Source organism: Saccharopolyspora gloriosae (genome assembly GCF_022828475.1).
Lineage (GTDB): Bacteria > Actinomycetota > Actinomycetes > Mycobacteriales > Pseudonocardiaceae > Saccharopolyspora_C > Saccharopolyspora_C gloriosae_A.
Genome location: NZ_CP059557.1, coordinates 5503989 through 5528530 on the forward strand (window position 1 = coordinate 5503989; position 24542 = coordinate 5528530).

Sequence of the window (24542 nt, forward strand, 5' to 3'; positions counted from 1 at the left end):
TCCGCGCCCGCGGCCAGGTCAGTTCATCGTGGGGATGGTGAAGCTGGCGCCCTCCTTGAGCCCGGAGGGCCAGCGCGAGGTCACCGTCTTCGTCTTCGTGTAGAACTTGATCGAATCCGGGCCGTGCTGGTTGAGGTCGCCGAATCCGGACCGCTTCCAGCCGCCGAAGGTGTGGTAGGCGATCGGCACCGGGATCGGCACGTTCACGCCGACCATGCCGGTGTTGACGCGGCTGACGAACTCGCGCGCGGCGTCGCCGTCCCTGGTGAAGATCGCGACGCCGTTGCCGTACTCGTTCTCGCTGGGCAGCCGGACCGCTTCGTCGTAGTCGGCGGCGCGCACGATCGCCAGCACCGGACCGAAGATCTCCTCGCGGTAGATCCGCATGTCCGGCGTGACGTGGTCGAACAGCGAGGCGCCCGCGAAGAACCCGTCCTCGTGGCCCTGCATCGAGAATCCGCGGCCGTCGACCAGCAGCTCCGCGCCCTCCTCGACCCCGGCGGCGACGAGTTCGTCGACCCGCTGCAGCGCCTGCTTCGTCACCAGCGGGCCGAAGTCCGCGGTCTCGTCGAAACTGGTCCCGATCTTGAGCTTGCGGACCCGCTCGGTGAGCTTGTCCACCAGCGCGTCCGCGGTGGCCTGCCCCACCGGAACCGCCACCGAGATCGCCATGCAGCGTTCGCCCGCCGAGCCGTAACCCGCGCCGACCAGCGCGTCCACCACCTGGTCCAGGTCCGCGTCCGGCATCACGATCATGTGGTTCTTGGCGCCGCCGAAGCACTGCGCGCGCTTGCCGTGCGCGGCGGCGGTGCTGTAGATGTACTCGGCGATCGCGGAGGAGCCGACGAACCCGACGGCCTCGATGCGCGGATCGGTGAGCACCGCGTCCACCGCGACCTTGTCGCCGTTGACCACGTTGAGCACGCCCGGCGGCAACCCGGCCTCGATGAACAGCTCGGCCAGCCGCAGCGGCACCGAAGGGTCCCGCTCGGAGGGCTTGAGCACGAAGGTGTTGCCCGCGGCGATGGCGGGCGCGGCCTTCCACAGCGGGATCATCGCGGGGAAGTTGAACGGCGTGATGCCCGCGACCACGCCCAGCGGCTGGCGCATCGAGTACACGTCGATGCCGGTGCCCGCGTTCTCGCTGTACTCGCCCTTGAGCAGGTGCGGGATGCCGACGGCGAACTCGGCGACCTCCAGGCCGCGCTGGATGTCGCCCTTGGCGTCGGGAATGGTCTTGCCGTGTTCGGCGGACAGCAGCCGGGCCAGCGAGTCCATCTCTTCGTTGACCAGCTGCAGGAAACGCATCATGATCCGGGCGCGCTTCTGCGGGTTCTGCGCCGCCCACGCGGGCTGCGCCTCGGCGGCGTTCGCGATCGCGGCGGAGACCTCCTGGGGCGAGGCCAGCGGCACCTTCGCCTGCACCTGCCCGGTGTTCGGGTCGAACACGTCACCGAAGTTCCCGGAGGTTCCGGCGACTCGCTTGCCGCCGATGAAGTGCTCCAACTCCTGGGACATACCGCACCGCACCTTTCGCCGATCTCACCGTTGATCCCGGACGTGCCCGCGCTCGCCGGATCGAGTCTTCCCGGTTCGCAATTTAGTCGGGCTTCCAACCTTCGGTCACCCAATCATCACCTTAGTCGGTCCGGCCGCCACAGGTGCCGCACATCACAGCAATCGAACGGGTGAAGACTTGTTCGGCCGAATCGCGAACGGGACGCCTTGAACGCGCAGCCGGCTGCTGCTGCCAGCAAGAAGACCCTGGATCCGGGGCCGTTTCAAGATCAACTGGACCGGCTCGGAGCCGATCGCTCATCCCCCGGACTGCGGTCGTTCCGGTTCAACGACCGGACTCCATCGCCGCCGCGATCGTCTCGACGGTCAAGACGAACGAGATCGCTCCGGGGTCGGGAGTGCCGAGGCTGCGCTCCGCCTGCGACCGGGGCGGGGCCTGCCTTCGGCGTCAACGACGCCGTCGCGCGGGCCGTCTCGGCGGCACGCGTCCACGAACCGAACCGGCGAACTCCGCCGCGAGCGGCCTGAGCACATCGACCATCGTCTTGTCGCCCGGCCGCGCTCCCCCGGTGCGCACGATCGACTCCATGAGCGCGACCCCGGCGGCCGGTTCGTACTGCAGCAGCGCTCCCCCGGCGGAGAGCTCACCGGCCGCGGCACTTCGACCACCAGGGTGCCGCCGATCCACCCGCTCCCGTCGGGTGAACCGGCCGCCTTCAACGGCTCACAGCACCAGATCCGCCGCCAGAACCAGGACCAGCGCGACCACCGACATGATCGATTGGGCGACCGTGTAGACCTGGAACGCGCCGCGAGTGGACAGGCCGAGCAGGGTGCGGAACATCCAGAAGGTGTTGTCGCTGACGTGCCCACCGAAGCTCGCGCCCGCCGCGGCTGCCAGCGCCACCAGCACCGCCGGGGTGTCGAGACCGCCGATCACCGGGGCCAACAAGGTCGCCCCGGTGATCGCCGCGACCGACCCCGACCCCTGCGCCAGCCGCAGCAAGGCCGCCACCGCCCAGGCCAGCAGCAGCGGCGAAGCGCTGCCCGCGTGGAACAAGCCGGAAACGATGTCGCCCACTCCGGTCCGGCTGATCACCTCACCGAGCGAGCCCGCGACGCCGGTGAACAGCAGGATCGTGCCGCTCGTCGAAGCGCCCCTGGTCAGCGCCCGCTCCACGGCGTCGCGCGACAACGTCCACGTCGTGAGCGCGCACCCGATGAGCAGGCCGAGCAGCAGCGCCACCACCGGATCGGCCAGGAACGAGATCCAGCCGATCTCCACGCCCGCCGTCTCCGTCACCGTGCCCAGCACGATCAGAGCCAGCGGGACCAGGACCGGCAGGACCAGCACGATCAGCGGCAAGGTGCGGCGCGGTGCCTCCTCGGGAGCCACCTCCATGCCCTGCGCGCCGCCGTCGACGGCCACCTCGTCCTTCGCCGGATTCCAAGTGCGGCGCATCAGCCTGCCGTGCAAGAACACCGCGATGACGATCGAGAGCACCCCGATCCCGATGCCGCACAGCAGCATCATGCCCAGTCCGACACCGAGCGAACCGCTGATCGCCAGTGCCGCCGCGCCCGGCAGCACCATCAGCAGACCCACTTCCAAGCCGATGGCGAGCGCCCCGCCGACGGCGGCGACGCTCGCTCCGGTGCGCGCCGCGACCGAGCGGGCGATGGGCGCCAGCATCACCAGCGCCACGTCGAAGTAGATCGCCGGGAACACCACGCCGGAGGACAGACCCAGCGCGTACGGGGCTCGGGACTTCCCGAAGGCCTTCAAGAACAATTCGACGATGCGTTGCAACGTCCCGGTCGCCGAGAGCAGCGAACCGAGCAGCACACCGAACCCGATGATGAGGCCGACCTCGGCCATCAGGCCGCCGAAGCCGTCGGTGACCGCCTTCGCGGTCTCCTCGAACCCGAGACCGGTGGACAGTCCCAAGTAGAGCGAGCCCAGCACCAGCACGATGACCGGATTGAGCCGTGCCGCCACGATCAGCGTGACGATGCCGACGACCGTGATGGCCGTGTGCAGCAGAATGAGGGAGTTGGGCATTACCACTCGTTCTTTCCGTGATCCTCGTCGTTGAGGCGGTGCGGCGGGTGGGCGGTCAGCGGCCGCTCGAGCTTCCAGGAGCACGTTTTCGCACGTCAACGCACCCCTGGAAGTGCATCGGGCACGCCGAGCCCGATGCGTCGTGATCAGTTGATGTGCGAGCCGCCGTTGATGTCGAAAGTGGCGCCGGTGATGTAACCGACGGCCTCTCCGGCCAGGAACGTGATGGTGGCGGCGACGTCGGTGGTGCGGCCGTTGCGGCCGACCGGCACGTCGGCGATCAGCTTCTCCTTGCGATCGCCGGACAGCAGGCCGCCGGTGATGTCGGTGTCGATGAGGCCGGGAGTGACCGCGTTGACCACCACTCCGTTCGCGCCGACCTCCCGCGCGAGCGCCTTGGTGAGGCCCAGCACGGCGGCTTTCGCCGCGGAGTAGTGCGAGCCGCCGAACACGCCGCCGCCGCGCTGCGCGCTGACCGAGGAGACGTTGACGATGCGGCCGTAACCGCGTTCCACGAGTCCGGGGAGCACGCGCTGGGTCACCAGGTAGGTGCCGGTGACGTTGACCTTGAACACCAGCTCCCACTCCGCGGGTTCGATGTCCAGGAAGCGGGTGGGGCGGGTGATTCCCGCGTTGTTCACCAGGGCGGCGATCGCGGGGAGATCCGAGTTCTCGACCGCGGTGACCGCCGCGTCGACCGACTCCTGGCCGGTGACGTCGGCCTGCACGCCGAGCGCGCGAACACCGTGTTCCTGGGCGACGAGGGCCGCCGTGCGCTCGGCCGCGTCGCCGTCGAGGTCCAGCACGGCGATGTCGAAGCCTGCGGCGGCGAGCTGCCGGGCGGTCTCCCGGCCGATGCCGCGTTCCGAGCCTGCTCCGGTGATCAGGGCGGTGCGGGCGGATTCGGACATGCGGGTCCTCCAAGATCGGGATCGGATGCGGTCGAACGCCGGGTTTTCGCTCGCCGGCGCCGGATTCGGGAAGTGGACTCGGAGCCATCGGGCGTGCGCCCGGCCGTCGGTTCGGTGCGGGACGCGGCCCGCCGTCAGCTGCCGAGCAGCGCCGCGATGTCCGCTCGCGCCGCCGCGGCCGCTGCGGGCCGGTCCTCGTCGGCGACGTCGTGGGTTTCGAGTTCGAGCACGTAGCGGCCGGTGTAGCCGTGTTCGCGCAAGGTTCGGACGACTCCGGCGAAGTCGGCTCGGCCACGGCCGATGCTGAGGTTGATGTCGCCGGGTTCGGCGTCGCGGAAGTGCACGTGCTCGATGCGGTCGGCGAACTCGCGCGCCAGAGCGACCTCGTCGAAGCCGCCCGCCACGACGTGACTGACGTCGAAGACGAATCCCGCCGATGCCACGGGCACCCGCTCCAGCAGTGCCCCGGCGCGTTCGGCCGTGTGGCAGAACCGGTAGTGGTGCAGGCCTTCCACCAGCAGCCGCACCCCGCGCTCGGCGGCGAGCGCGCCGAGCAGGCGCAGGCCGTGCGCGATCCGGTCGAGGTCGGTCGTCTCGTCCGCGAACGGTTCCCGGTGCTGCGCTCCGCACGGCACGATCATCGCCGCGTCCAGGCTCGCGGCGAGTTCCACCAGCGCCCGGCCGGATTCGAGCAGGTCGTGCTCGTCGAGAGCGGGATCGTTCAGCGGGCCGGGGTCGACGTTGATCGCCCAGGTCCGCAGGCCGGAGCGCCGGACCAAGTCCACGAGGTGTTCCGGGGAACCGGTCAGCGGCGTCGGGATGTGGTCGCACACGCCCGGAAGGCCGCCGAGGTCGATGCCGTCGAAGCCGAGGTCCCTGATGATCGCGAGCGCATCGGCCGCCGTCCGCTGCCGGAACGAGATCGTCGAGCAGCCCAACTCCGGCATCTGCCTCACTCCTTCGTGCGTTAGGTAGCGCACAGTTAACGTCGCGTCTCGTCGACGGTCAACAGTCGACCGTTATTCGCGGCCGTCGAGGTGGATTACGATGAGCGCAATCGACCAGCAGAGAGGCGATCCACAGGTGCCCCTGGATGTTCCGGCGCTCGACGGCGTCGACCGGCAGACCTTGCGCGAGCAGTCATTGCGAAAACTGCGCGAGGCGATCAGCAGCGGCCAGCTCGAACCCGGCAAACGGCTGATCGAGACCGAGCTCAGCGAAGCGCTCTCGGTGTCCAGGGGAACGCTGCGCGAAGCCCTGCGTCACCTGGTGCAGGAAGGGCTGGTGGTCGCCGACGAACGCGGCAAGCTGCTCGTGCGCGCCCTGACCAAGGCCGAGGTGCGGGACATCTTCGCCGTGCGCGCCGCCCTGGAGTCGCTCGCCGTGGAAGCGCTCTGCGAAGCGCCCGAACGAAGTGCGAGCGTCACCGAGCTGCGCGAATCAGTGGACCGGCTGCGCGACCTCGACCAGAGCATGGCGACGCTGGTCGAAGCCGACCTGGCCTTCCACCAGCGGATGTGCGAACTCACCGGCAACGCCGCGCTGGTGCAGTCCTGGCAGCACATCTCCGGGCTCACCCGAGCCACCATCGTCCGCTCCGGGCCGGAGCTGGCCGTGCGCAACATGGCATGGCAACGGCACTCGCCGATCGTGGACGCGATCGAAGCCGGAGACTCCGCCAAGGCCCGCGAGGTCGTGCGCGAGCACATGCGCGAGACCGCCGAGCGCATCGTCTCCGTCCTGCAGGACTGACCAGGACCGATTGCCGGGTACCGGGACCACGCCTACCCTCCCCGCATGGCCTCTGAGCCGGTGAACATCTGGGAGATGGCCGATCTGGTCACGCCCTTCGCCGTGCGGACCGTGGCGACGCTGCGGATCGCCGACATCGTCCAGGACGGCCCGGTCCCGCTCGTCGAGATCGCGAAACGGTCCGAGGCCCGAGCCGATCCGCTCGGCAGAGTGCTGCGATTCCTGGTGCGGCGCGGGGTGTTCACCGAACCCGAAGCAGACCTGTTCGGCCCGAACGACGCCTCCCGCGCCTTGCAGAGCGACGCGCCGAGCGGGAGCCGGGAGTGGCTCGACCTCGACGGGGCCGTCGGCCGCGCCGATCTGGCATTCGTGGAACTCATCGAACAGATCCGCGGTCACCATCCCGCCTACCAGGCCGCGTTCGGGCGATCGTTTTGGGAGGACTTGGCGCACAGCCCGCACCTGTCGGACTCCTTCGACGACCTGATGGAGACCAAGTCCGGCTCGCTCGCCCCGGCTGCGGCGGCTTCGCTTGCTTGGGATCGCTTCGACGTGGTCACCGACGTGGGCGGCGGCAGGGGCCTGCTCGTCGCCGAGATCCTGGAGCGCCATCCCGGAGTGCGCGGCATGGTCGTGGACCTGGCCGGACCCGCCCATGGTGCGGAGGCCCACCTGGAGTCGCGGGGCGTGCGGGACCGAGCCGAGGTGGTCGTCGGCAGCTTCTTCGACCCGCTACCGGCGGGATCCGACGCCTACGTGCTGTGCGACGTCCTCGGCGATTGGGACGACGAGGACGCGGTGCGCATCCTGACCCGCTGCGCCGAGGCCGCGGGACCGGAGGGCAGCGTGATCATCATCGAACTGCTTCCCGACCCGGACGGCGACTTCACCGAGATGGACCTGCGGATGATGATCTACGTGGGCGGCCGGATGCGGGACTTGGACCGGACCGAGCGGATCACCGCCGCCGCCGGGCTATTCGTCGCCTCCGTCACCAGGCTCGACGACGGTCACGGCATCATCGAATGCCTTCCCGACCGCTGAGTTCGGCGAGCCCGAGCGAGACCCGCCACTTCTCCGGAAGATCCGCGGCGGCGGCCACGACGTGGTCCTTGCGCTCCCGGTCACCCATGCCCAGCGCGAGCACGTCGGCGACCGTGACCCGGTGATCGGGCCTGCTGAGCACCTCGACCGGATCACCCGCGGTGATCTCACCGGGCTGCTCCACCGCGAGGTAGGCGCCGGGGCGACCGACCTCGGCGAAGCGCTTCACCAAGCCCTTGACGTCCCAGAACCCGGCGAAGACCCGGCACGGATTGCGCGGCCCGGTCACGCGCAGCACCGCGCCACCGATCCGCCAGCGCTCCCCGATCAGCGCCGAGCTTCCGTCGCAACCGGTCAGGCTCAGGTTCTCGCCCGCGTTGCCCGGCACGAGTTCCTTGCCCAGTTCCGCCGACCAGAACCGGAGATCCTCGACGTCGAAGGCATAGGCGGCCTGGTACCAGGCACCGTGGTGCTTCGTGTCGATCACGCGATCCCCGCGCACGCCGACTGCGGTGAACCGGATCGGGCCGGGCACCGGTCGCTTGTCGATGCCCGAGCTACCCATGCGCCCGGTCCACGAACCGGTCCGGAGCACGGCGATGTTCACTGACTGCACATGGCCCACGGAGTCAATCTATGTTCGGTGAGCCCGGCGGCGCATCCAGATTTCACCCACATCCCGACGGCATCCGAACTCAGGTCCGCACGCCACCTGTCTTCGTGGCTCAGGGCAAGCGGGAACGGGCGGCGTCGATCGCGTTCCTGGCCTGCTCGGTGAGCGTCCGGACCAGTTCGGCGGCGGGCAACGGAGTCGCCTGCGCGTAGGTCTGGCCCGCCCACAGGGACATGGCCTCCGGATCTCCGGCGCCGCTCGCCGCGCCCCGCACCGGTTTCGTCAGGTGGTGCAGCTGCGGGTACGCGGCCGGGGCGTGCGGACCGTGTTCCAGCAGGAACCTGTTGACCAGTCCGCGCGCCGGGCGTCCGCTGAACGCACGGGTGATCGCGGTGTCCCGCGTCCCCGCCGCGAGTTCCGCACGCTGAGCGGACGCGGTACCCGCCTCATCGGCGAGCAGGAACGCGGTACCCAGCTGCGCCGCGACCGCACCGGCCGAGAGCACCGCGGCCACATCCGCACCCGAGACGATGCCACCGGCGCCGATCAGCGGTAGCTCGACCGCCCCGGAGATCACCCGCAGCGCGCCCAGCAGTCCGAACAACTCCCCACCGGCCGCGGAGTCGGCGGCATCGTCGAACACCGCGCGATGCCCGCCCGCCTCGGACCCCTGCACGCACAGCAGGTCGACACCGGCCGACTCGGCCAGCCGCGCCTCCGCAGGCGTGGTGACCGTGCAGACCACCTGTGCACCCGTCGCACGCAGACGATCCACAGTGGACTTCTCTGGACAGCCGAAGGTGAACGACACCACGGGAATCCGCTCGGCGATCACCAACTCCACCTTCGCCTGGTACAGATCGTCGTCCCAGTGCCCGGATCCGGGCCGCACGCCGTAGCGCTCAGCCTCCGCCGCGACTCGCTCCCGGTAATCGGACAGGTCGAGATCACGCCGTGGCCCCGGCACGAACAGGTTCACCCCGAACGGCTCCGCGGAGAGTTCCCGGACTCTCCGGATCTGCCCGGCCAGCGCCTCTTCCGTGAGATAGCCCGCCGCCAAGAAGCCGAACCCGCCCGCATCGCCGACCGCCGCCACCAGCTCGGGAGTGGAGATCCCGCCCGCCATCGGTGCCGCGATCACCGGAAAAGTCCGCCGCTCGATCATGCCCGGACCCTAGTGCTCGCTCGGCGCCGACGCGACGACACCACCGCCGCGAACTCCCGTGAATCACCCCACGTGGCGACCACACCGACCGCGTCCGCTCGCGTCAACTCACGAACACCACCTCCGAAGGTCTGTGCGCTGGGGCACGAGTTCGCCGAACGTGTACCGAACGGGAAAACGACCTGTAAATGACCTTGCCACCCGCCCTGACGACGGCGAATCTCTTGGCACACCGAGCAATCCACACAGAGAACGGGTGATCCAGATGAACACAACCGCCAAGCAGACCACCGGTACCGAGTCCCGCTCCCGCGTCCGTCGCATCGCATTCGCCGCCGTGGCCGTGCCCACCCTGATGGTCGGCCTCGCGCTCCCGGCGAACGCAGCGGAGCTGACTCCGATCGCTGAGGCGCTGGACGCGACGCTGGCCGACACCCTCTCCTCCGTCGGCGGCGCGCTGGACGCGCTGGGGCTGGCGGCCTGATCCGGCGCACCGATCGGACCACGTGAGCGGGGCGGGAATTCGGCGCGGATTCCCGCCCCGCTCTCATGCGCGCCGATCATCCGCGACGGACGCGACGACGGGCCTCATGGCCGTAGCCCCGCCACCAGGTCCGCGGCGGTGAGCTTGACGGGGAACGGCCGTTGCACCTCGAACACCTCGTCATCGCGCACGCGAGCGATCCGCTGGTACCCGGATCCGCCCACGAGTTCCCAAGCCGCGATCCCGGGCTCCTCCAGATCCGGGTCCACCAGCCAGAAGAACCGCGTGCCCAGCTTCGCGTAGACCGCCTTCTTCAGCGTCGTGTCCTTGAGTCTGCTGCTCGACGAGACGACCTCGATCGCGAGCTCCGGGGCCACCGGCAGGTTTCGCAGCGTCAGGTCGTCGTGGCGGGCCACCAGGATGTCGGGGCGCAACTCCGTGAACGGATCGGGCCGCACCGCGAACGGCGCGGGAAGCACCCGGAATTCCGGAGTGCAGGCGATGTGCAGCTGCGAGGCCAACTCCACCACCGCGGCCTGGTGCGGCCACCCCGGCGCCGCGCTCACCAGCAGATCGCCGTCGATCAACTCGTACCGCCGGCCGTCCTCCGGCGAACCGTCCAGGTCGTGCACGCTGAACGGCCGCTCCGCTCCCGTTTCGATCCGCATGATCGTCACCCCTTCCGCTGGTGCCTGTCGTCCCGGCGGCGCGGGCGCCGTCGAAAACCGGTCTGCGATGAAGAGGGCCGAACCGGCCGATCTGATACAGCCATCACCAGATGGTGTGAACGCAGAAAAGTGGGCGGGAATCCCCGATCGGAGATTCCCGCCCACTCGCACCATTGCGATCACTCACACCCCGCCACAGGGCCGCTGGTGCGTCTGAGGTGAGCGCTCCCGCGACGAGCGCTCAACCGTTGTTGTGCGGAGGCGGTCACCGAGGTGTCCGGCGCGGAAGGTCCCGGCCGCCGCTGGCCGGAACCTCCGCTCCTCCGAGCCGGTGCCGTTCGAGCACCGGATCATGCCGCGATCAGAACTGAGCGGCCTCGGTCGAACCCGCCAGCGCGGTGGTCGACGAGTCCGGGCTGATCGCCGTGCTGACCAGGTCGAAGTAGCCGGTGCCCGCCTCGCGCTGGTGACGCGTGGCGGTGTAGCCCTGCGCCTCGGCCGCGAACTCGCGCTCCTGCAGGTCCACGTAGGACGTCATGCCGTCCGCGGCGTAACCCTTGGCCAGGTCGAACATGCCGTAGTTCAGCGCGTGGAAGCCGGCCAGCGTGATGAACTGGAACTTGTAGCCCATGTGGCCGAGCTCCCGCTGGAACTTGGCGATGGTGCTGTCGTCCAGGTTCTTGCGCCAGTTGAACGACGGCGAGCAGTTGTAGGCCAGCATCTGGTCCGGGTACTTGGCCTTGATCGCCTCGGCGAACTGCTTGGCGACCTCCAGGTCCGGCTTCGAGGTCTCCATCCAGATCAGGTCCGCGTGCGGCGCGTAGGCCAGACCACGGGTGATGCAGGGCTCGATGCCGTTGGTGACCTTGTAGAAGCCCTCGGAGGTGCGCTCGCCGGTCACGAACTGCTGGTCGCGCTCGTCGACGTCACTGGTCAGCAGCGTCGCGGCCTGCGCGTCGGTGCGGGCGACGACCAGCGAGGGCACACCCGCGACGTCGGCGGCGAGCCGGGCGGCGTTGAGGGTCTTGACGTGCTGGCTGGTGGGGATGAGCACCTTGCCGCCGAGGTGACCGCACTTCTTCTCGGAGGCCAGCTGGTCCTCCCAGTGCACGCCCGCGGCGCCGGCCTGGATCATGCCCTTCATCAGCTCGTAGGCGTTGAGCGCGCCACCGAAGCCCGCCTCGGCGTCGGCGACGATCGGGGCCAGCCAGTGGGTCGGCTCCGACTCGGTCTCCGCGGCCTCCGGGTCCAGCGCCTCGGACCAGCTGATCTGGTCGGCGCGCTTGAGGGCGTTGTTGATCCGGCGGACCACCTGCGGGACCGAGTTCGCCGGGTAGAGGCTCTGGTCGGGGTAGGTCTCGCCCGCCAGGTTCGCGTCGGCGGCGACCTGCCAGCCGGAGAGGTAGATGGCCTTGAGCCCCGCGCGGACCTGCTGGACGGCCTGGTTACCGGTCATCGCGCCCAGCGAGTTGATGTAGTCGGTCTCGTGCAGCAGGTTCCAGAGCCGCTCGGCGCCGAGCCGGGCCAGGGTCTGCTCCTCCTGCACGGAACCGCGCAGCCGGACGACGTCCGCGGCGGTGTGGGTACGCTCGATGCCCTTCCAGCGGGGGTTGGTGTCCCAGTCGTGCTGGAGTTCTTCGGCGGCCTTGATCGCCTGCTGGCGGGTTCCAGGCTGGAGGCTCATGGTTCTTCCCCTTCCGGGATGTTCGTTGCGGCGTTGCTGAACCCAGTGTTGCCGGAGAACCAGCCCTTTCCGAGAAGAAATCCATGGAAATTTCGTGGATTTTTCTGCTAACATCAACGTCATGGCCGAGTTCGCCGCTGAAGAAGACCGCAATTTTTCCACCGACCAAGACCTTCTGGTCTTCGGTCAACGGTTGCGCCACCTCCGCCGCGCCGCCGGGCTCACCCTCGTTGAGCTGGGCGAACGCGTCGGCCGTGCGCCGTCTCAGCTATCCCTGCTGGAGAACGGGCACCGCGAGCCGAAGCTCTCGTTGCTGCGCGCGCTGGCGGATGCGCTCGGCAGCTCGGTGGACGAGTTGATGTCGAAAAAACCGCCGAATCGTCGCGCGGAGCTCGAGATCGCCGTCGAGCAGGCGCAGCTCGACCCGATGTACCAACGCCTGGACGTGCCTCCGCTGAAGGTGGGCAAGCGAGTGCCCACCGAGGCGCTGGAGCACGTGCTCGCCCTCTACGACGAGCTGAAGCGGCGGGAGACGAAGCAGGTCGCCACGCCGGAGGAAGCGCGCAAGGCGAACGCCGAGCTGCGGCGGATGATGCGCGAGCACGGCAACTACTTTCCCGACATCGAGAAGGCCGCATCCGGCATCCTCGACCGGGTCGGCTACCACGGCGGCGCGCTCTCCGAGGGCCTCATCCAGTCCATCGCCACGCACATGGGCTACGGCTTGCGGTTCGTCACCGACCTGCCGCGCTCGGTCCGCTCGATCACGGACCTGCGCCACAGCAGGATCTTCCTGCGCCGGGAGTCGCTGGGCATGCACAGCCCGCGCACCATCCTGCTGCAGACCCTCGGGCACCTCACCCTCGGCCACAGCCAGCCGCGGGACTTCGCGGACTTCCTGCGCCAACGGGTGGAGGCGAACTACTTCGCCGCCGCCGTGCTGATGCCGGAACGGACCGCGGTCAGCTACCTCAAGCAGGCCAAGGCGGATCGCGACCTGGCGGTGGAGGACCTGCGGGACGTGTTCTCCGTGTCCTACGAGATGGCCGCGCACCGGTTCACCAACCTCGCCACGCAGTACCTGGACCTCGTCTGCCACTTCGTGCGCAACGACGAGACGGGCATCATCTACAAGGCGTACGAGAACGACGGCCTGGTCTTCCCCACCGACCCGGCGGGTGCCATCGAGGGCCAGCGGATGTGCCGGCACTGGGCAGGGCGCACGGTCTTCGCCTCACCGGACCGGTACTCGACGCACTACCAGTACACCGACAAGCCGGGGGCCACTCACTGGTGCGTGGCGCACGTCGATCCGAACCGGGGCCGTGACTTCGCGATCACGCTGGGCGTGCCCTACACCGAGTCGCGCTGGTTCCGGGGACGCGAGACCACGAACCATTCGAAATCGCGCTGCCCCAACGGCGAATGCTGCCAGCGGCCGCCGACAGAGCTCTCGAACCGCTGGCAGGGCATGGTCTGGCCCTCCGCGCGGGCGCACTCCCACGTGCTCTCCGCGTTGCCATCCGGAACGTTTCCCGGCGTGGACGAAGCCGACGTCTACTCCTTCCTGGAATCGCACTGACCGGAGCGGGATGCGGTGGTCGCCCTCCCACCGGCCGACTCCAGGTCCGGCATCACGATGCCGGGCCTGGAGCTGATGGCCGTGGCGCGGGTGTCGCGGCAAGCGATGGACTGGGCGAGTTCGGAGATCGCATCGCGGATGAGGCGACCGTAGGAGTCGACGGCCAAAGCGGACGAGCGCGCGTGTGCCGCGTCGATCTGTTCGCGCGCCGCGTCGAAAGACCCATCCTGCGGAAGTAGCCGGACACCGGATCGACCTTCGCCGGCGTCAGGAGCCCCGAGCCGGCGTAGAAGCGCAACGCGCTCGCCGTCATGCCGCTCCGCTGGGCGAAGGTTCCGATGGGCATCAACTCAGCACTGGGCACCGCACCATCATCGAGCTTCGACCAACTCGAAGGTCAATGGCGCAGCCGTCGGCACCCGCCCGAAAGTGGTCGCACCCCGTGAGCGATCACCGAGAACGACGACTCGCCGGCTTCGCCGAGTTCATCGCGAAATCGATGAACCGGGACGCCGCCGGGGACAACGGCCCGGGACGCCAGAACAACCGGCCCGCCCGGACGACCTTCGGGCGCAGCGGCAGCACCGTCGCCCCCTCCCGAGCGGCTCCGGCCGCCATCGACGCAGGCAACAAGGTGACCCCTGCCCCGGCCAGCACCAGCGGCACGACCATCGCCTGGTGCGCGGTCTCCACCGACACCCTCGGCCGCAGGTCGCGGGCCGCGACCACGTCCTCGATGACCCCGCGCGTAGCGGTGCCCTCCGGGGTGGTGACGAAGTCCAGCGCGGCCAGCTCCGACAACCCGATCCGCTTGGCGTTGTGCTCACCGGGAGGCAGCACGGCGTAGATCTCCCGGCCACGCAACCGGATTCCGTCCATCCCCTCCGGATCGGTGCCCGAATCGACCATGCCCAGCTCGCACTCACCCGCACGAACGCTGCCGGTCACGGTCTTGCCCAACTCCTGATCGAGCACCCGCACGTCCACCTTCGGGTGGTGGCGGAGGAACTCCCCGATCAACCCGGCGAGCGGATCAACGGCGAGCGTGGTCTGCGCGACGATGTCCAACCGACCCGACGTCAACCCGAGGACTTGGTGCACCGAGTCCTGCGCGGTGGTCAAGTCCCGCATCACCTGACGCCCCGGCTCCAGCAACGCCTCACCCGCCGGGGTCAGGCGAACGCCGTGCGGGAGGCGGTGGAACAGCTTGCCGCCCAAGCGGTTCTCGAACTGCCCGATCGCCGCCGACAGCGACGGCTGCGCGATGCGCAGCGCCTTCGCCGCACCGGTGAAACTGCCGTGTTCGGCGACGGCCAGGAAGTACTCGACCTCACGACGCTCCACGACCGCCTCCCTCCACGTCCGGTCACCGTAACCAAACCGGACACGACGGCCCGCGCGAGCACTTCGGCCCGGTGGACGTGCCACCGGGCCGAAGCGGCGCTGATCAGTCGTGGGCGGCGCGGAAGCGTTCCCGTGCCTCGTCGTCAACCGCATCGCCGATCAAGTCGTCGCCCAGGTCGAAGCGCACCGACCGGAGCCGTCCGGTGAACGCGTTGTCCACCGGCGCGTAGTCGTCCACCACCGGCGATGCCCGGTCCACCCCGATGTCGAAGGTCTCGTCGAAGGCGAAGTAGTACGGGATGGTCGCGTCCACCCGGCCGTCGGCGACGTTCGCTCCGTCGACGTCCAGCACGACCTTGCCGCCCTTGCCGACACCACCGCCGTCGTAGACGAAGTCGAGCCGCACCTCGTGCACCCCCGGCTCCAACCGAGCTCCGGTGATCTTGTGGATGTCGGTGCCGAAGTAGTTGTAGGCGTAGCTGGGGCGTCCTTCGTGGAAGTACAGCGACCATCCGCCGAAGCGCCCGCCCTGCGCCACGATCACACCTTCGGCACCGCCCTCGGGCACCTCGACCTGCGCCGTGATCACGTGCGACCGGTTCTTGACGTTCGGCGCGGTCTCCTCGGTGAGGCGCTTCGCACCGGAGTGGAACGTGATGGTCGTGCGGTCGCCGAACAGGTCGAGCCGACCGGCCTCCTTCGGGTTCTCCCGCTCCGTCATCCGGTCGTCGAGCGGGAACACCTGGTGCTTGGCGGCCTCGACCAAGAACAGCTGCTGCAACTCGCGAAGCTTGCCGGGATGTTCGGCGGAGATGTCGTGCGCCTGGCTCCAGTCCACATTGGTGTCGTAGAGCTCCCAGCGGTCATCGTCGAAGGAACGGCGAGTGCCGTCCTGCACCATCTCCCAGGGCGTTCCGTGCCTGGTGACGGCCATCCACCCGTCGTGGTAGATGCCGCGGTTGCCGACCATCTCGAAGTACTGCACGCGATGCCGGTCCGGCGCTTCGGCGTCGTTGAAGCTGTAGAGCATGCTGGTGCCCTCGATGGGCTGCTGCGGCACGCCCTGCACGGAACTCGGGTGCGGAATGCCCGCGGCTTCCAGGATCGTCGGCACCACGTCGATCACGTGGTGCCACTGGTCGCGGACGCCGCCGCGTTCCTCGATACCCCGCGGCCAGTGCACGATCATGCCGTCGCGCGTACCGCCGAGGTGCGAGGCGACCTGCTTGGTCCACTGGTACGGCGTGTTCATCGCCAGTGCCCAGCCGACCGGGTAGTGCGCGTGCGTCGTGGCGTCGCCGAGCGCGTCGCGGTTCGCGTTGATGAACTCGGCGCTGTCCGGGATGCCCGTGGCGAAGCGGTGCTCGTTCAACGTCCCGCCTAAGCCGCCTTCGGCCGAAGCGCCGTTGTCGCCGAGGATGTAGATGAAGATCGTGTTGTCGAGTTCGCCCAGCTCGTCCAACGCGTCGACGAGACGACCCACCTGATCGTCGGTGTGCTCGGCGAAGCCGGCGTAGAGCTCCATCAGCGAAGCAGCCGCGCGGCGCTCCTCATCGGAGAGCTCGTCCCAGTGCGGCACTCCCTCGGCCCACGGCGCGAGCTCGGTGTCCGGCGGCACCACACCGAGTTCCTTCTGCCGCTGCAACGTGATCTCGCGTTGCCGGTCCCAGCCGTGGTCGAACTTGCCGCGGTACTTGTCCCGGTACTCCTGCGGCACGTGGTACGGAGCGTGGGTGGCGCCGAACGGCAGGTACGTGAAGAACGGCGTGTCCGGTTTGAGCGTGTGCTGGGTCTGCATCCAGTCGATCGCGTGATCCACCAGATCCTCGGAGAGGTGATAACCGTCCTCCGGGCGGCGATCCGGCTCGACCGGGTTCGTGCCGTCGAACAGCACCGGGTACCAGTGGTTCATCTCGGCGCACAGGAAGCCGTAGAACTTCTCGAAACCCTCACCGGTGGGCCAGCGGTCGAACGGCCCGGCCGGGCTCACGTCCCGCGCCGGAGTCTGGTGCCACTTCCCGAACGCGGCCGTGTTGTAACCGTTGCCGTTGAGCACCTGGCCGATCGTGGCCGCGCTGCGCGGACGGATTCCGCAGTAGCCGGGCGCCGCGCTGGACATCTCGGTGGTGACGCCCATCCCCACCGAGTGGTGGTTGCGTCCCGTCAGCAACGCCTGCCTGGTCGGCGAGCAGATGGCGGTGACGTGGAACCGGGAGTAGCGGAGTCCGCCGTCCGCCAATCGTTGCGCCGCCGGCATCTCGCACGGGCCGCCGAAGGAACTGGACGCGCCGAAACCCATGTCGTCGATCAGGACCATCACGACGTTCGGAGCCCCGGCCGGCGCGTTCAGCGGCTGCGCCGGGGTGAAAGCGGGGCTCTGGTCTCGCGCGTCGAGCGCGGTGACGGAAGGGGGCGGGGCGTCCGCGATCGGCAGGTGTTCACGCGATACGTCGGATGCTCCCATGTGCTACCTCCTGTGCGATGCGGTGAACGAGCACGGGAGACGAAACCGCAAGCGGCGCAACGACTTCCGGGTCTCCACGATGCCGATCGAATGCTAGTCGGCGAGTCGCCGGGAGCAAGGGTTCCCATGGTCCGGACACCGCAGGTCAGCGAGTCCCACGACACAGCGGAACCGCATCGGCCCTGTTGGCCGGGCACCCCTACGGCGGGAAGACCGATTGACGATGCGTGCCATAGGCGTCAGCTATGGCACGCACCTCGACGAACGGCCGGTTCGGCGAACGGTCCAGTGGTTGCACCGCTCGGGGCGAACCGGCGGCGGGGTCACTTCTTCGGCTTGGACTTGTCGTCCTTGCCCGAGTCGTCCGTGGACAGCGCCGCGACGAAAGCCTCCGGCGGCACTTCGACCCGCCCGATGGTCTTCATCCGCTTCTTGCCTTCCTTCTGCTTCTCCAGCAGCTTGCGCTTCCGGCTGATGTCACCGCCGTAGCACTTGGCGAGCACGTCCTTGCGGATGGCGCGGACCGTCTCCCGCGCGATGATCCGCGAGCCGATGGCGGCCTGGATCGGCACCTCGAACTGCTGACGCGGAATCAGCTCGCGCAGCTTCGAGGTCATCTTCGTGCCGTAGCCGTAAGCGGCGTCCTTGTGCACGATCGCGCTGAACGCGTCGACCGCTTCGCCCTGCATCAGGATGTCGACCTTGACCAGTTGCGAGCTCTGCGTGCCCGACTCCTCGTAGTCCATCGAGGCGTACCCGCGGGTGCGGGACTTGAGGTGATCGAAGAAGTCGAACACGATCTCGGCCAACGGCAACGTGTAGCGCAGTTCGACGCGGCTCTCCGACAGGTAGTCCATGCCGTCCAGCCGGCCGCGCCTGCTCTGGCACAGCTCCATGATCGTGCCCACGAATTCGGACGGGGCGATCACGGTGCACTTGGCGATCGGCTCGTGCACCTCGCCGATCTTGGCCTCCGGCCAGTCCGACGGGTTCGTGACCTCCAGGTCTTCACCTTCGTCCAGCTTCACCTGGTAGACCACGTTCGGTGCGGTGGAGATCAGGTTCAGGCCGAACTCGCGCTCCAGCCGGTCCCGGGTGATCTCCAGGTGCAGCAGCCCCAGGAAACCGCAGCGGAAACCGAAGCCCAGTGCGCCCGAGGTCTCCGGCTCATAGGTCAGCGCGGCGTCGTTGAGCTGCAGCTTGTCCAGCGCTTCCCGCAGGATCGGGTAGTCCGAGCCGTCCAGCGGGTACAGGCCCGAATACACCATCGGCTTGGGCTCGCGATAACCGCTGAGCGGCTCCTCAGCGCCCTTGCGCTCCGCCGTCACCGTGTCGCCGACCTTGGACTGGCGGACGTCCTTCACCCCGGTGATCAAGTAACCGACCTCGCCGACCCCGAGCCCGGCGGAGGGCTTGGGATCCGGCGAGATGATGCCGACCTCGAGCAGCTCGTGCGTGGCGTTGGTGGACATCATCCGGATGCGCTGCCGCGGCGTGATCTTGCCGTCGACCACCCGGATGTAGGTCACCACGCCTCGGTAGGTGTCGTAGACCGAGTCGAAGATCATGGCGCGCGGCGGCGAATCGTGGTCCCCCTCGGGAGGCGGAATCTGGCTGACCACCTCATCGAGAACGGCTCCGACGCCCTCACCCGTCTTGGCCGACACCCGGAGCACATCGGTGGGCTCGCAGCCGATGATGTGCGCCAGCTCGGCGGCGTACTTGTCCGGTTCCGCGGCGGGCAGGTCGATCTTGTTGAGCACCGGGATGATCTGCAGGTCGTGCTCCATCGCCAGGTACAGGTTCGCCAGCGTCTGCGCCTCGATGCCCTGCGCGGCGTCGACCAGCAAGATCGCGCCCTCGCACGCGGCCAGCGACCGGCTCACCTCGTAGGTGAAGTCGACGTGCCCCGGGGTGTCGATCATGTGCAGGACGTGCTCAGCGCCGTCCTTCTCCCACGGCAGGCGCACGTTCTGCGCCTTGATCGTGATGCCGCGTTCCCGCTCGATGTCCATCCGGTCCAGGTACTGCGCCCGGTACGCCCGCTCTCCCAACACCCCGGTGAGCTGCAGCATCCGGTCCGCCAGCGTCGACTTGCCGTGGTCGATGTGCGCGATGATGCAGAAGTTCCGGATGCGCTCCGGGTCCGTGAAGGTGTTGTCGGCGAAGCTGCTCACTCGGTGTTCCTTGGGATCTCGGGGTCCTCGCGGGGCGCGCGTTCAACCCACATCGTCCCACGCCGCGACCCGCCCCTTATGCCCAACTCCGCTTGCTCGACTCGGATGCTCGATCAGACAGCGGCCCCTCGGCTCACCGCGACCGCTGGTCGGCGCGGACCGGGTGGTCCTGCGGGACCTCGACGAGCACGATCCGCATGCCGTCCGGGTCGGCGATCCACGCCTCGTCCAGCCCCCACGGCTGACGTACCGGCTCGGTCTCCACGGTGACGCCGAGCTCGCTGAGCCGGTCGAATTCCGCCCGCAGGTCGCGGACCTGCAACCACAGCACCTGATCGGGACTGGGGCCGTGCTCACCTCGCCCCGACAACTCCAGGAACCCCTGGCCCAGGAAGAACACCGTGCCCCCGGGGAATTCACGGGAGATCGCGAGCCCCAGCACGTCCCGGTAGAAGCGCAGCGAACGCTCCGGGTCGCGGGGTCGAAGGATCATGCGGCTGTTGAGGAGCTCCATGTGCCCGGTTGTACCGCCTCCACGGGCTCGGGGCGAAAAAACGGCGGGTCCCCCACCACGAAGGTGAGGGACCCGCCGAGCGGATCACCGCTCTCAGACCAGGCGAACGCCGCTGGCCTGCGGGCCCTTCTGGCCCTGGGTGATCTCAAAGGTCACGGTCTGGTTCTCTTCCAGGGTGCGGAAGCCGGAGCCGTCGATCGCCGAGTAGTGGACGAACACGTCCGGGCCGCCACCATCGGGCGAGATGAAGCCGAAGCCCTTCTCGGAGTTGAACCACTTCACGGTGCCCTGTGCCATCTCTGTCTCCTCACAGCTGATGAGTACCGATGCCCGCACTGTGCGGACAACGGGGCCTAGTCCAGACGGCGAACTCTCCAGCTTGCGCTCAGGACAGAGTCGCGCCCGCAACTTTCGCGAGCGTGTCGAACACGAACACAAAAATCGGCCGACTCATACAACCACACTCAGGGCGGGATCATTCCCGCGACCCGCCGGTGTTCTCGATCTCAAACTCGGCCTGTCGCGGCCCTTCGCAGCAGCGGTGACGCCTTGCCCGAGCTAGATCAGGATCGGCCTGCCGGACGGGCTCAGATGCCGGACGCGAGCTTCCACCCGAGACTCGCCACCAGCGCCACCACGACGGCGAGGAAAACCTTGCGCACGAACACCGAACCGCGGTTCGAGGCGAGCGCCGCTCCCAGCACGCTGCCCGTCGCGTTGCTCACCGCCATCACCAGTGCCAGGCCCCAGAGGATCTTGCCCGCGGCGATGAAGAACAGCAGGGCGCCGAGGTTCGTCGCCACGTTGACGACCTTCGCGGTGGCGGACGCTCCGACGAAGGCGAAACCGACCAGTCCGACGAGCAGGAAGACGAGGAACGAGCCCGTTCCCGGACCGGCGATGCCGTCGTAGAACCCGATCACCGCGCCGCCCGCCACCATCACCTGGGTCTGCCGCGCCGAGCCGAACCTGGGTGCCGCCACCGAACCGAGGTCCGGCTTGCGCCACGTGTAGATCCCCACCGCCACCAGCGCCACGAGCACCACGCCGGTCAGCACCGTCTGCGGCAGCGATGCGGCGAACATCGCGCCTCCCAGTGCGCCGAGGAACGCCACCGCCGCCATCGGCAGCGCGCTGCGCCACGGCACCGGAGTCCGCTTCGCGTAGGTTCGCGCGGCGGCCGCGGTCCCCGCGACGGCGGCGAGCTTGTTCGTCCCCAGCGAATAGATCAGCTCGCCACCGGGCACCAGCAGCAACATCGCGGGCAACTGGATCAGGCCGCCACCACCGACGATGGCGTCCACCGCTCCGGCGAGGAACGCCGCGCAGCAGAGGAAGATCAACCCGGCCAGCGAGAGTTCGGCGAAGCCGGGCCATCCCAATGCTGTGAACACGACGGGTGACCTTATGCGCCGGGTCGGCGGCGGCGGCGCTACTTGTGAGCGTCCTCGCAGCCAGGACCGAGGCGGGGCGTCCGATGCGGCGTTGCTAAGATGGCCGACCGTGCCGTGCGGCATTCCGCCAGGGAGGAAAGCTGCTCGCGCCGAGGTCCGTTCGCCCCGGCATGGCAGCGCCGATTCAGCGCGGCACGACGAGTCCGATCGAGGAAAGAGGCGCCCGCAGTGGCCAACATCAAGTCTCAGATGAAGCGCATCAAGACCAACGAGCGCAACCACCTTCGCAACAAGTCGGTGAAGTCGTCGGTCAAGACCGCCATCCGCAAGTTCCGCGAGGCCGCTGCCGCCGGCGACAAGGACAAGGCCCTCGAGTTGCAGCGCGCCGCCTCGCGCACGCTGGACAAGGCCGCCGGTAAGGGCGTCATCCACGCGAACCAGGCGGCCAACAAGAAGTCCGCGCTGGCCAAGGTCGCCAACGAGCTCTGAGCCTGACGGCGAGGTCTCGCGCGGCCTTCACAGGCTGAACACGGGGTCCGTTCCCTTCGGGGAGCGGACCCCGTTTCGCTGTGCGGGGCGGAATTCGCGGCTCCGGACGTCGAGCGTCCGGGCTCGCCGCGTCGCTCGCGTCAGTTCCGGGACGAGTGCAGGTCGATCAGGCGCAGCACCGTGCGTTCCAACGCGTGATCCGCGTCGGCCGCCATGCCCTTGACGTCGGCATTGAGCGTGGCCACCGCCCGCAGCGCCTCGGAGACCGTGGCGCTGCTCCAGCCGCGAGCCTGCGCCTGCGCCTTCTTCACCTTCCACGCGGGCATGCCCAGATCTCCGGCGAGCCGGAACGGATCCCCCCGCCCGTAGGCGGCGACCCGGCCGATGGTGCGCACCGAATCGGCCAGGGCGTCCGCGATCAACACGTGCGCCACGCCCAGTTGCAGCGCCCACCGCAACGCCTCCAGCGCCCCGGCCCGATCACCGGTCACCGCCTTCTCGGCAACGACGAATCCGGTCACCTCGGCACGGCCGCGGTGGTAACGGCGCACCGCCGCGTCGTCGATCTTGCCGCCGGTGTCGGCGACCAGCTGCGAGGCCGACGAGGACAGCTCGCGCAGGTCGAAACCGACCGCCTCGATCAGTGCGCTCACCGCGGCGGCGTCGATGCGTCCGCCCGCACGCCGAACCTCGTCCTTGACGAACGACTCCCGCTGCGAACCCTTGGTGATCTTGTTGCACTCGGTGACCCGGGCGTTGAGCTTGCGCAGCGCGTTCGGCAGTTCCTTCGCGTTCTTGCCGCGGCCGCCGCCGCTGTGCACGATCACGAGCACCACGCCGTCCGCAGGCTGCCTGGCGTGCGACAAGATCGCCTCGGCGATCTCCTTGCCCGCGTCCTGCGCGGACTCCAAGGCCACCACCCGGCCCTCCGCGAACAGCGACGGGCTCAGCAGTTCGTCGAGCTCCGGAGGGGTGAGTTCACTCACCTTGATCCTGCGCAGCTCGGTTTCCGGGTCCGCCGCGCGGGCCGCGCCGACCGCCTCCCAGAGGGCGCGCTCCACCAGCAGTTCCTCGTCTCCGAGGATCAAATGCAGCGGATCGCGGACCACCGACGGAGAACTCATAGGGGCATCGTCGCATGACCCTGGGACACCGCCGTTCGTTCCCGTGCGCTGGACCGTGCTGGCCAGGAAGTGGCGTCCTCCCGTAACGTTGCCTGCACAACCGAATAGCTCATCCAGAGGGGCAGAGGGAACGGCCCGATGAAGCCCCGGCAACCATCTCGACCATTCGCGGCACGCGCGAGGCAGTCGAAGAAATTGGTGCCAACTCCGACCCGCCTGCGGGACAGATGAGGAAAGGACCTCGCGATGACTGCTGCCGCCCAAGCCCCGAACTCCACCGGGAAGACCTACGACCTGGGTCCCGCCGTCGAACTGGTGTCGAAGGAAGAGGGCCACCGCCAGCCCTTGGCTCCCGAGTTCGTTTCGCTGGAAGACTTTTCGCCCCTTGAGGTCGCCTACGACTTCGGGCGCGTCCGCCGCGAGGACATCGAGTCCGGCCCGCGGTCGATCTGGCGCTACAAGAAGCTGCTGCCGGTGCCGACGAACGTCGAGGAGCACCCGAACACCGAGCCCGGTTGTACGAGGCTGGTGCGTGCCGACAATCTCGCCAAGGCGCTCGGCGTCAAGCGGATCTGGATCAAGGACGACACCGGCAACCCGACGCACTCCTTCAAGGACCGGGTCGTCGCGGTGGCACTGGCCGCCGCGCGCGAATTCGGCTTCAAGGTGCTGGCCTGCCCCTCCACCGGCAACCTCGCGAACGCGGTGGCCGCCGCCGCGGCCCGGGCGGGCTGGGACTCCGTGGTGCTCGTCCCGTCCAACCTGGAGCGAGCGAAGATCCTGATGAGCGCGGTCTACGACGGCTCGCTGCTCGCGGTGGACGGCAACTACGACGACGTGAACCGGCTGGCGACCGAGCTCGCCGCCGAGCACGAGGACTGGGCGTTCGTCAACGTCAACGTGCGGCCGTACTACTCGGAGGGTTCCAAGACCCTCGGCTTCGAGGTCGCCGAACAGCTCGGCTGGCGGCTGCCGGAGCAGATCGTCGTGCCGATCGCATCCGGTTCGCAGCTGACCAAGGTCGACAAGGGATTCCGCGAACTCGGCCAGACCGGTCTGGTCGAGCAGAGCCCGTACCGGATCTTCGGCGCGCAGGCCACCGGATGTTCTCCCGTCGCCAGCGCCTTCAAGAGCGACAACGACGTGGTGCAGCCGGTGCGTCCGGACACCATCGCGCGCTCGCTGGCCATCGGGGCGCCCGCGGACGGCCCCTACGTTCTCGACACGGTGCGCCGCACGGGCGGGGCCATCGAGGACGTCACCGACGAGGAGGTCGTGGCCGGGATCCGGCTGCTGGCCCGGACCGAGGGCATCTTCGCCGAGACCGCCGGTGGCGTCACCGTGGCGACCGCGAAGAAGCTCATCGAGGCGGGCAAGATCGACCCGGATCAGGAGACCGTGCTGCTGATCACCGGCGACGGGCTCAAGACCCTGGACGCCGTGCAGGACCAGGTCGGTCCGAAGGCGACCGTCGCCCCCAACTCCGACGCCGTGAACGAGGCGCTCGGACTGTGATCTCCGCCCGTGGGCCGCGGTTCGCCGCGGCCCACGGT

The 24542-nt window shown here is 68.8% G+C and carries 23 protein-coding genes and 1 riboswitch; of the genes, 6 read left to right on the forward strand and 17 right to left on the reverse strand.

Annotated elements, in window-relative coordinates; genetic code table 11:
- Nucleotides 1-18: 18 nt before the first annotated feature.
- The 5 genes from H2Q94_RS24045 to H2Q94_RS24065 all read right to left on the reverse strand — a co-directional run bounded on the left by H2Q94_RS24045 (nucleotide 19) and on the right by H2Q94_RS24065 (nucleotide 5438).
- Entirely contained in the window at nucleotides 19-1518 is a 1500-nt protein-coding gene (locus H2Q94_RS24045) for a CoA-acylating methylmalonate-semialdehyde dehydrogenase (protein ID WP_243789441.1), read from the reverse strand.
- Nucleotides 1519-1966: 448 nt separating this feature from the next.
- Complete coding sequence (locus H2Q94_RS24050; protein WP_243789442.1) at nucleotides 1967-2206, reverse strand: DAK2 domain-containing protein; 240 nt, start codon at nucleotides 2204-2206, stop codon at nucleotides 1967-1969.
- A 36-nt stretch (nucleotides 2207-2242) separates the two neighbouring features.
- Nucleotides 2243-3580 carry a GntP family permease gene (locus H2Q94_RS24055; RefSeq protein WP_243789443.1) on the reverse strand — a complete coding sequence of 446 codons (1338 nt, stop codon included), beginning with the start codon at nucleotides 3578-3580 and terminating at the stop codon, nucleotides 2243-2245.
- Between the two features lie 146 nt (nucleotides 3581-3726).
- A complete protein-coding gene (locus H2Q94_RS24060; RefSeq protein ID WP_243789444.1) occupies nucleotides 3727-4491 on the reverse strand; it encodes an SDR family NAD(P)-dependent oxidoreductase in 765 nt (254 codons plus the stop codon).
- 134 nt (nucleotides 4492-4625) lie between these two features.
- The gene (locus H2Q94_RS24065; RefSeq protein ID WP_243789445.1) at nucleotides 4626-5438 is read right to left on the reverse strand and encodes a sugar phosphate isomerase/epimerase family protein; all 813 of its coding nucleotides are present in this window, start codon (nucleotides 5436-5438) and stop codon (nucleotides 4626-4628) included.
- Nucleotides 5439-5538: 100 nt separating this feature from the next.
- Between H2Q94_RS24065 and H2Q94_RS24070 the strand changes: the two genes are divergently transcribed.
- Complete coding sequence (locus tag H2Q94_RS24070) at nucleotides 5539-6243, forward strand: GntR family transcriptional regulator (protein ID WP_243789446.1); 705 nt, start codon at nucleotides 5539-5541, stop codon at nucleotides 6241-6243.
- Between the two features lie 45 nt (nucleotides 6244-6288).
- A complete protein-coding gene (locus H2Q94_RS24075) occupies nucleotides 6289-7287 on the forward strand; it encodes a methyltransferase (protein WP_243789447.1) in 999 nt (332 codons plus the stop codon).
- On the opposite strand, the gene H2Q94_RS24080 is transcribed toward H2Q94_RS24075, so the two are convergent.
- Together H2Q94_RS24080 and H2Q94_RS24085 are read right to left on the reverse strand one after the other, a co-directional pair.
- Nucleotides 7262-7852, reverse strand: coding sequence for an MOSC domain-containing protein (locus H2Q94_RS24080; RefSeq protein ID WP_243789448.1), 591 nt, complete (start codon nucleotides 7850-7852; stop codon nucleotides 7262-7264). The genes H2Q94_RS24075 and H2Q94_RS24080 overlap by 26 nt on opposite strands.
- 160 nt (nucleotides 7853-8012) lie before the next feature.
- A complete protein-coding gene (locus tag H2Q94_RS24085) occupies nucleotides 8013-9065 on the reverse strand; it encodes an NAD(P)H-dependent flavin oxidoreductase (RefSeq protein WP_243789449.1) in 1053 nt (350 codons plus the stop codon).
- Nucleotides 9066-9330: 265 nt separating this feature from the next.
- Here H2Q94_RS24085 and H2Q94_RS24090 point away from each other — a divergent pair, with 265 nt between their 5' ends.
- Complete coding sequence (locus H2Q94_RS24090; RefSeq protein ID WP_243789450.1) at nucleotides 9331-9549, forward strand: hypothetical protein; 219 nt, start codon at nucleotides 9331-9333, stop codon at nucleotides 9547-9549.
- 104 nt (nucleotides 9550-9653) lie between these two features.
- On the opposite strand, the gene H2Q94_RS24095 is transcribed toward H2Q94_RS24090, so the two are convergent.
- Nucleotides 9654-10217: a Uma2 family endonuclease gene (locus H2Q94_RS24095; RefSeq protein WP_243789451.1), complete on the reverse strand. Its 564-nt coding sequence runs from the start codon at nucleotides 10215-10217 to the stop codon at nucleotides 9654-9656.
- Between the two features lie 361 nt (nucleotides 10218-10578).
- A complete protein-coding gene (gene aceA, locus H2Q94_RS24100) occupies nucleotides 10579-11901 on the reverse strand; it encodes an isocitrate lyase (RefSeq protein ID WP_243789452.1) in 1323 nt (440 codons plus the stop codon).
- A 94-nt stretch (nucleotides 11902-11995) separates the two neighbouring features.
- On the opposite strand from aceA, the gene H2Q94_RS24105 reads away from it, so the two are divergent.
- A complete protein-coding gene (locus H2Q94_RS24105; RefSeq protein ID WP_243789453.1) occupies nucleotides 11996-13483 on the forward strand; it encodes an XRE family transcriptional regulator in 1488 nt (495 codons plus the stop codon).
- 52 nt (nucleotides 13484-13535) lie between these two features.
- Here the strand turns inward: H2Q94_RS24105 and H2Q94_RS30565 are convergent, their stop codons facing one another.
- The 7 genes from H2Q94_RS30565 to H2Q94_RS24135 all read right to left on the reverse strand — a co-directional run bounded on the left by H2Q94_RS30565 (nucleotide 13536) and on the right by H2Q94_RS24135 (nucleotide 21376).
- The gene (locus tag H2Q94_RS30565) at nucleotides 13536-13829 is read right to left on the reverse strand and encodes a MerR family transcriptional regulator (protein WP_258718719.1); all 294 of its coding nucleotides are present in this window, start codon (nucleotides 13827-13829) and stop codon (nucleotides 13536-13538) included.
- Nucleotides 13830-13933: 104 nt separating this feature from the next.
- Nucleotides 13934-14827: a LysR family transcriptional regulator gene (locus H2Q94_RS24110; protein WP_243789454.1), complete on the reverse strand. Its 894-nt coding sequence runs from the start codon at nucleotides 14825-14827 to the stop codon at nucleotides 13934-13936.
- 103 nt (nucleotides 14828-14930) lie between these two features.
- Nucleotides 14931-17291, reverse strand: a complete 2361-nt coding sequence (locus H2Q94_RS24115) for an arylsulfatase (RefSeq protein WP_243789455.1) — start codon at nucleotides 17289-17291, stop codon at nucleotides 14931-14933.
- Nucleotides 17292-17614: 323 nt separating this feature from the next.
- Nucleotides 17615-19468 carry a translation elongation factor 4 gene (gene lepA, locus H2Q94_RS24120; protein WP_243789456.1) on the reverse strand — a complete coding sequence of 618 codons (1854 nt, stop codon included), beginning with the start codon at nucleotides 19466-19468 and terminating at the stop codon, nucleotides 17615-17617.
- A 133-nt stretch (nucleotides 19469-19601) separates the two neighbouring features.
- Nucleotides 19602-19982 carry a VOC family protein gene (locus H2Q94_RS24125; protein ID WP_243789457.1) on the reverse strand — a complete coding sequence of 127 codons (381 nt, stop codon included), beginning with the start codon at nucleotides 19980-19982 and terminating at the stop codon, nucleotides 19602-19604.
- A 93-nt stretch (nucleotides 19983-20075) separates the two neighbouring features.
- A complete protein-coding gene (locus tag H2Q94_RS24130; protein WP_184477684.1) occupies nucleotides 20076-20279 on the reverse strand; it encodes a cold-shock protein in 204 nt (67 codons plus the stop codon).
- Nucleotides 20280-20569: 290 nt separating this feature from the next.
- A complete protein-coding gene (locus H2Q94_RS24135) occupies nucleotides 20570-21376 on the reverse strand; it encodes a TSUP family transporter (protein ID WP_243789458.1) in 807 nt (268 codons plus the stop codon).
- 228 nt (nucleotides 21377-21604) lie between these two features.
- Here H2Q94_RS24135 and rpsT point away from each other — a divergent pair, with 228 nt between their 5' ends.
- Entirely contained in the window at nucleotides 21605-21865 is a 261-nt protein-coding gene (gene rpsT, locus H2Q94_RS24140) for a 30S ribosomal protein S20 (RefSeq protein ID WP_243789459.1), read from the forward strand.
- Between the two features lie 140 nt (nucleotides 21866-22005).
- On the opposite strand, the gene holA is transcribed toward rpsT, so the two are convergent.
- Nucleotides 22006-22989 carry a DNA polymerase III subunit delta gene (gene holA / locus H2Q94_RS24145; RefSeq protein ID WP_243789460.1) on the reverse strand — a complete coding sequence of 328 codons (984 nt, stop codon included), beginning with the start codon at nucleotides 22987-22989 and terminating at the stop codon, nucleotides 22006-22008.
- Nucleotides 22990-23095: 106 nt separating this feature from the next.
- Nucleotides 23096-23223: riboswitch (SAM riboswitch) on the forward strand.
- 12 nt (nucleotides 23224-23235) lie between these two features.
- On the opposite strand from holA, the gene thrC reads away from it, so the two are divergent.
- On the forward strand, nucleotides 23236-24504 hold the full coding sequence (thrC, locus tag H2Q94_RS24150) for a threonine synthase (protein ID WP_243789461.1): 1269 nt from the start codon (nucleotides 23236-23238) through the stop codon (nucleotides 24502-24504).
- The last annotated feature ends 38 nt before the right edge of the window (nucleotides 24505-24542 follow it).

Excerpts from the sequence above, each read along its gene's own strand:
- H2Q94_RS24045 (WP_243789441.1), bottom strand. The coding sequence starts at position 1,518 with ATGTCCCAGGAGTTGGAGCACTTCATCGGCGGCAAGCGAGTCGCCGGA.
- H2Q94_RS24055 (WP_243789443.1), bottom strand. The coding sequence starts at position 3,580 with ATGCCCAACTCCCTCATTCTGCTGCACACGGCCATCACGGTCGTCGGC.
- H2Q94_RS24060 (WP_243789444.1), bottom strand. The coding sequence starts at position 4,491 with ATGTCCGAATCCGCCCGCACCGCCCTGATCACCGGAGCAGGCTCGGAA.
- H2Q94_RS24065 (WP_243789445.1), bottom strand. The coding sequence starts at position 5,438 with ATGCCGGAGTTGGGCTGCTCGACGATCTCGTTCCGGCAGCGGACGGCG.
- H2Q94_RS24070 (WP_243789446.1), top strand. The coding sequence starts at position 5,539 with ATGAGCGCAATCGACCAGCAGAGAGGCGATCCACAGGTGCCCCTGGAT.
- H2Q94_RS24075 (WP_243789447.1), top strand. The coding sequence starts at position 6,289 with ATGGCCTCTGAGCCGGTGAACATCTGGGAGATGGCCGATCTGGTCACG.
- H2Q94_RS24080 (WP_243789448.1), bottom strand. The coding sequence starts at position 7,852 with ATGGGTAGCTCGGGCATCGACAAGCGACCGGTGCCCGGCCCGATCCGG.
- H2Q94_RS24085 (WP_243789449.1), bottom strand. The coding sequence starts at position 9,065 with ATGATCGAGCGGCGGACTTTTCCGGTGATCGCGGCACCGATGGCGGGC.
- H2Q94_RS24090 (WP_243789450.1), top strand. The coding sequence starts at position 9,331 with ATGAACACAACCGCCAAGCAGACCACCGGTACCGAGTCCCGCTCCCGC.
- H2Q94_RS24095 (WP_243789451.1), bottom strand. The coding sequence starts at position 10,217 with ATGCGGATCGAAACGGGAGCGGAGCGGCCGTTCAGCGTGCACGACCTG.
- aceA (WP_243789452.1), bottom strand. The coding sequence starts at position 11,901 with ATGAGCCTCCAGCCTGGAACCCGCCAGCAGGCGATCAAGGCCGCCGAA.
- H2Q94_RS30565 (WP_258718719.1), bottom strand. The coding sequence starts at position 13,829 with ATGCCCATCGGAACCTTCGCCCAGCGGAGCGGCATGACGGCGAGCGCG.
- H2Q94_RS24115 (WP_243789455.1), bottom strand. The coding sequence starts at position 17,291 with ATGGGAGCATCCGACGTATCGCGTGAACACCTGCCGATCGCGGACGCC.
- H2Q94_RS24125 (WP_243789457.1), bottom strand. The coding sequence starts at position 19,982 with ATGGAGCTCCTCAACAGCCGCATGATCCTTCGACCCCGCGACCCGGAG.
- H2Q94_RS24130 (WP_184477684.1), bottom strand. The coding sequence starts at position 20,279 with ATGGCACAGGGCACCGTGAAGTGGTTCAACTCCGAGAAGGGCTTCGGC.
- holA (WP_243789460.1), bottom strand. The coding sequence starts at position 22,989 with ATGAGTTCTCCGTCGGTGGTCCGCGATCCGCTGCATTTGATCCTCGGA.
- thrC (WP_243789461.1), top strand. The coding sequence starts at position 23,236 with ATGACTGCTGCCGCCCAAGCCCCGAACTCCACCGGGAAGACCTACGAC.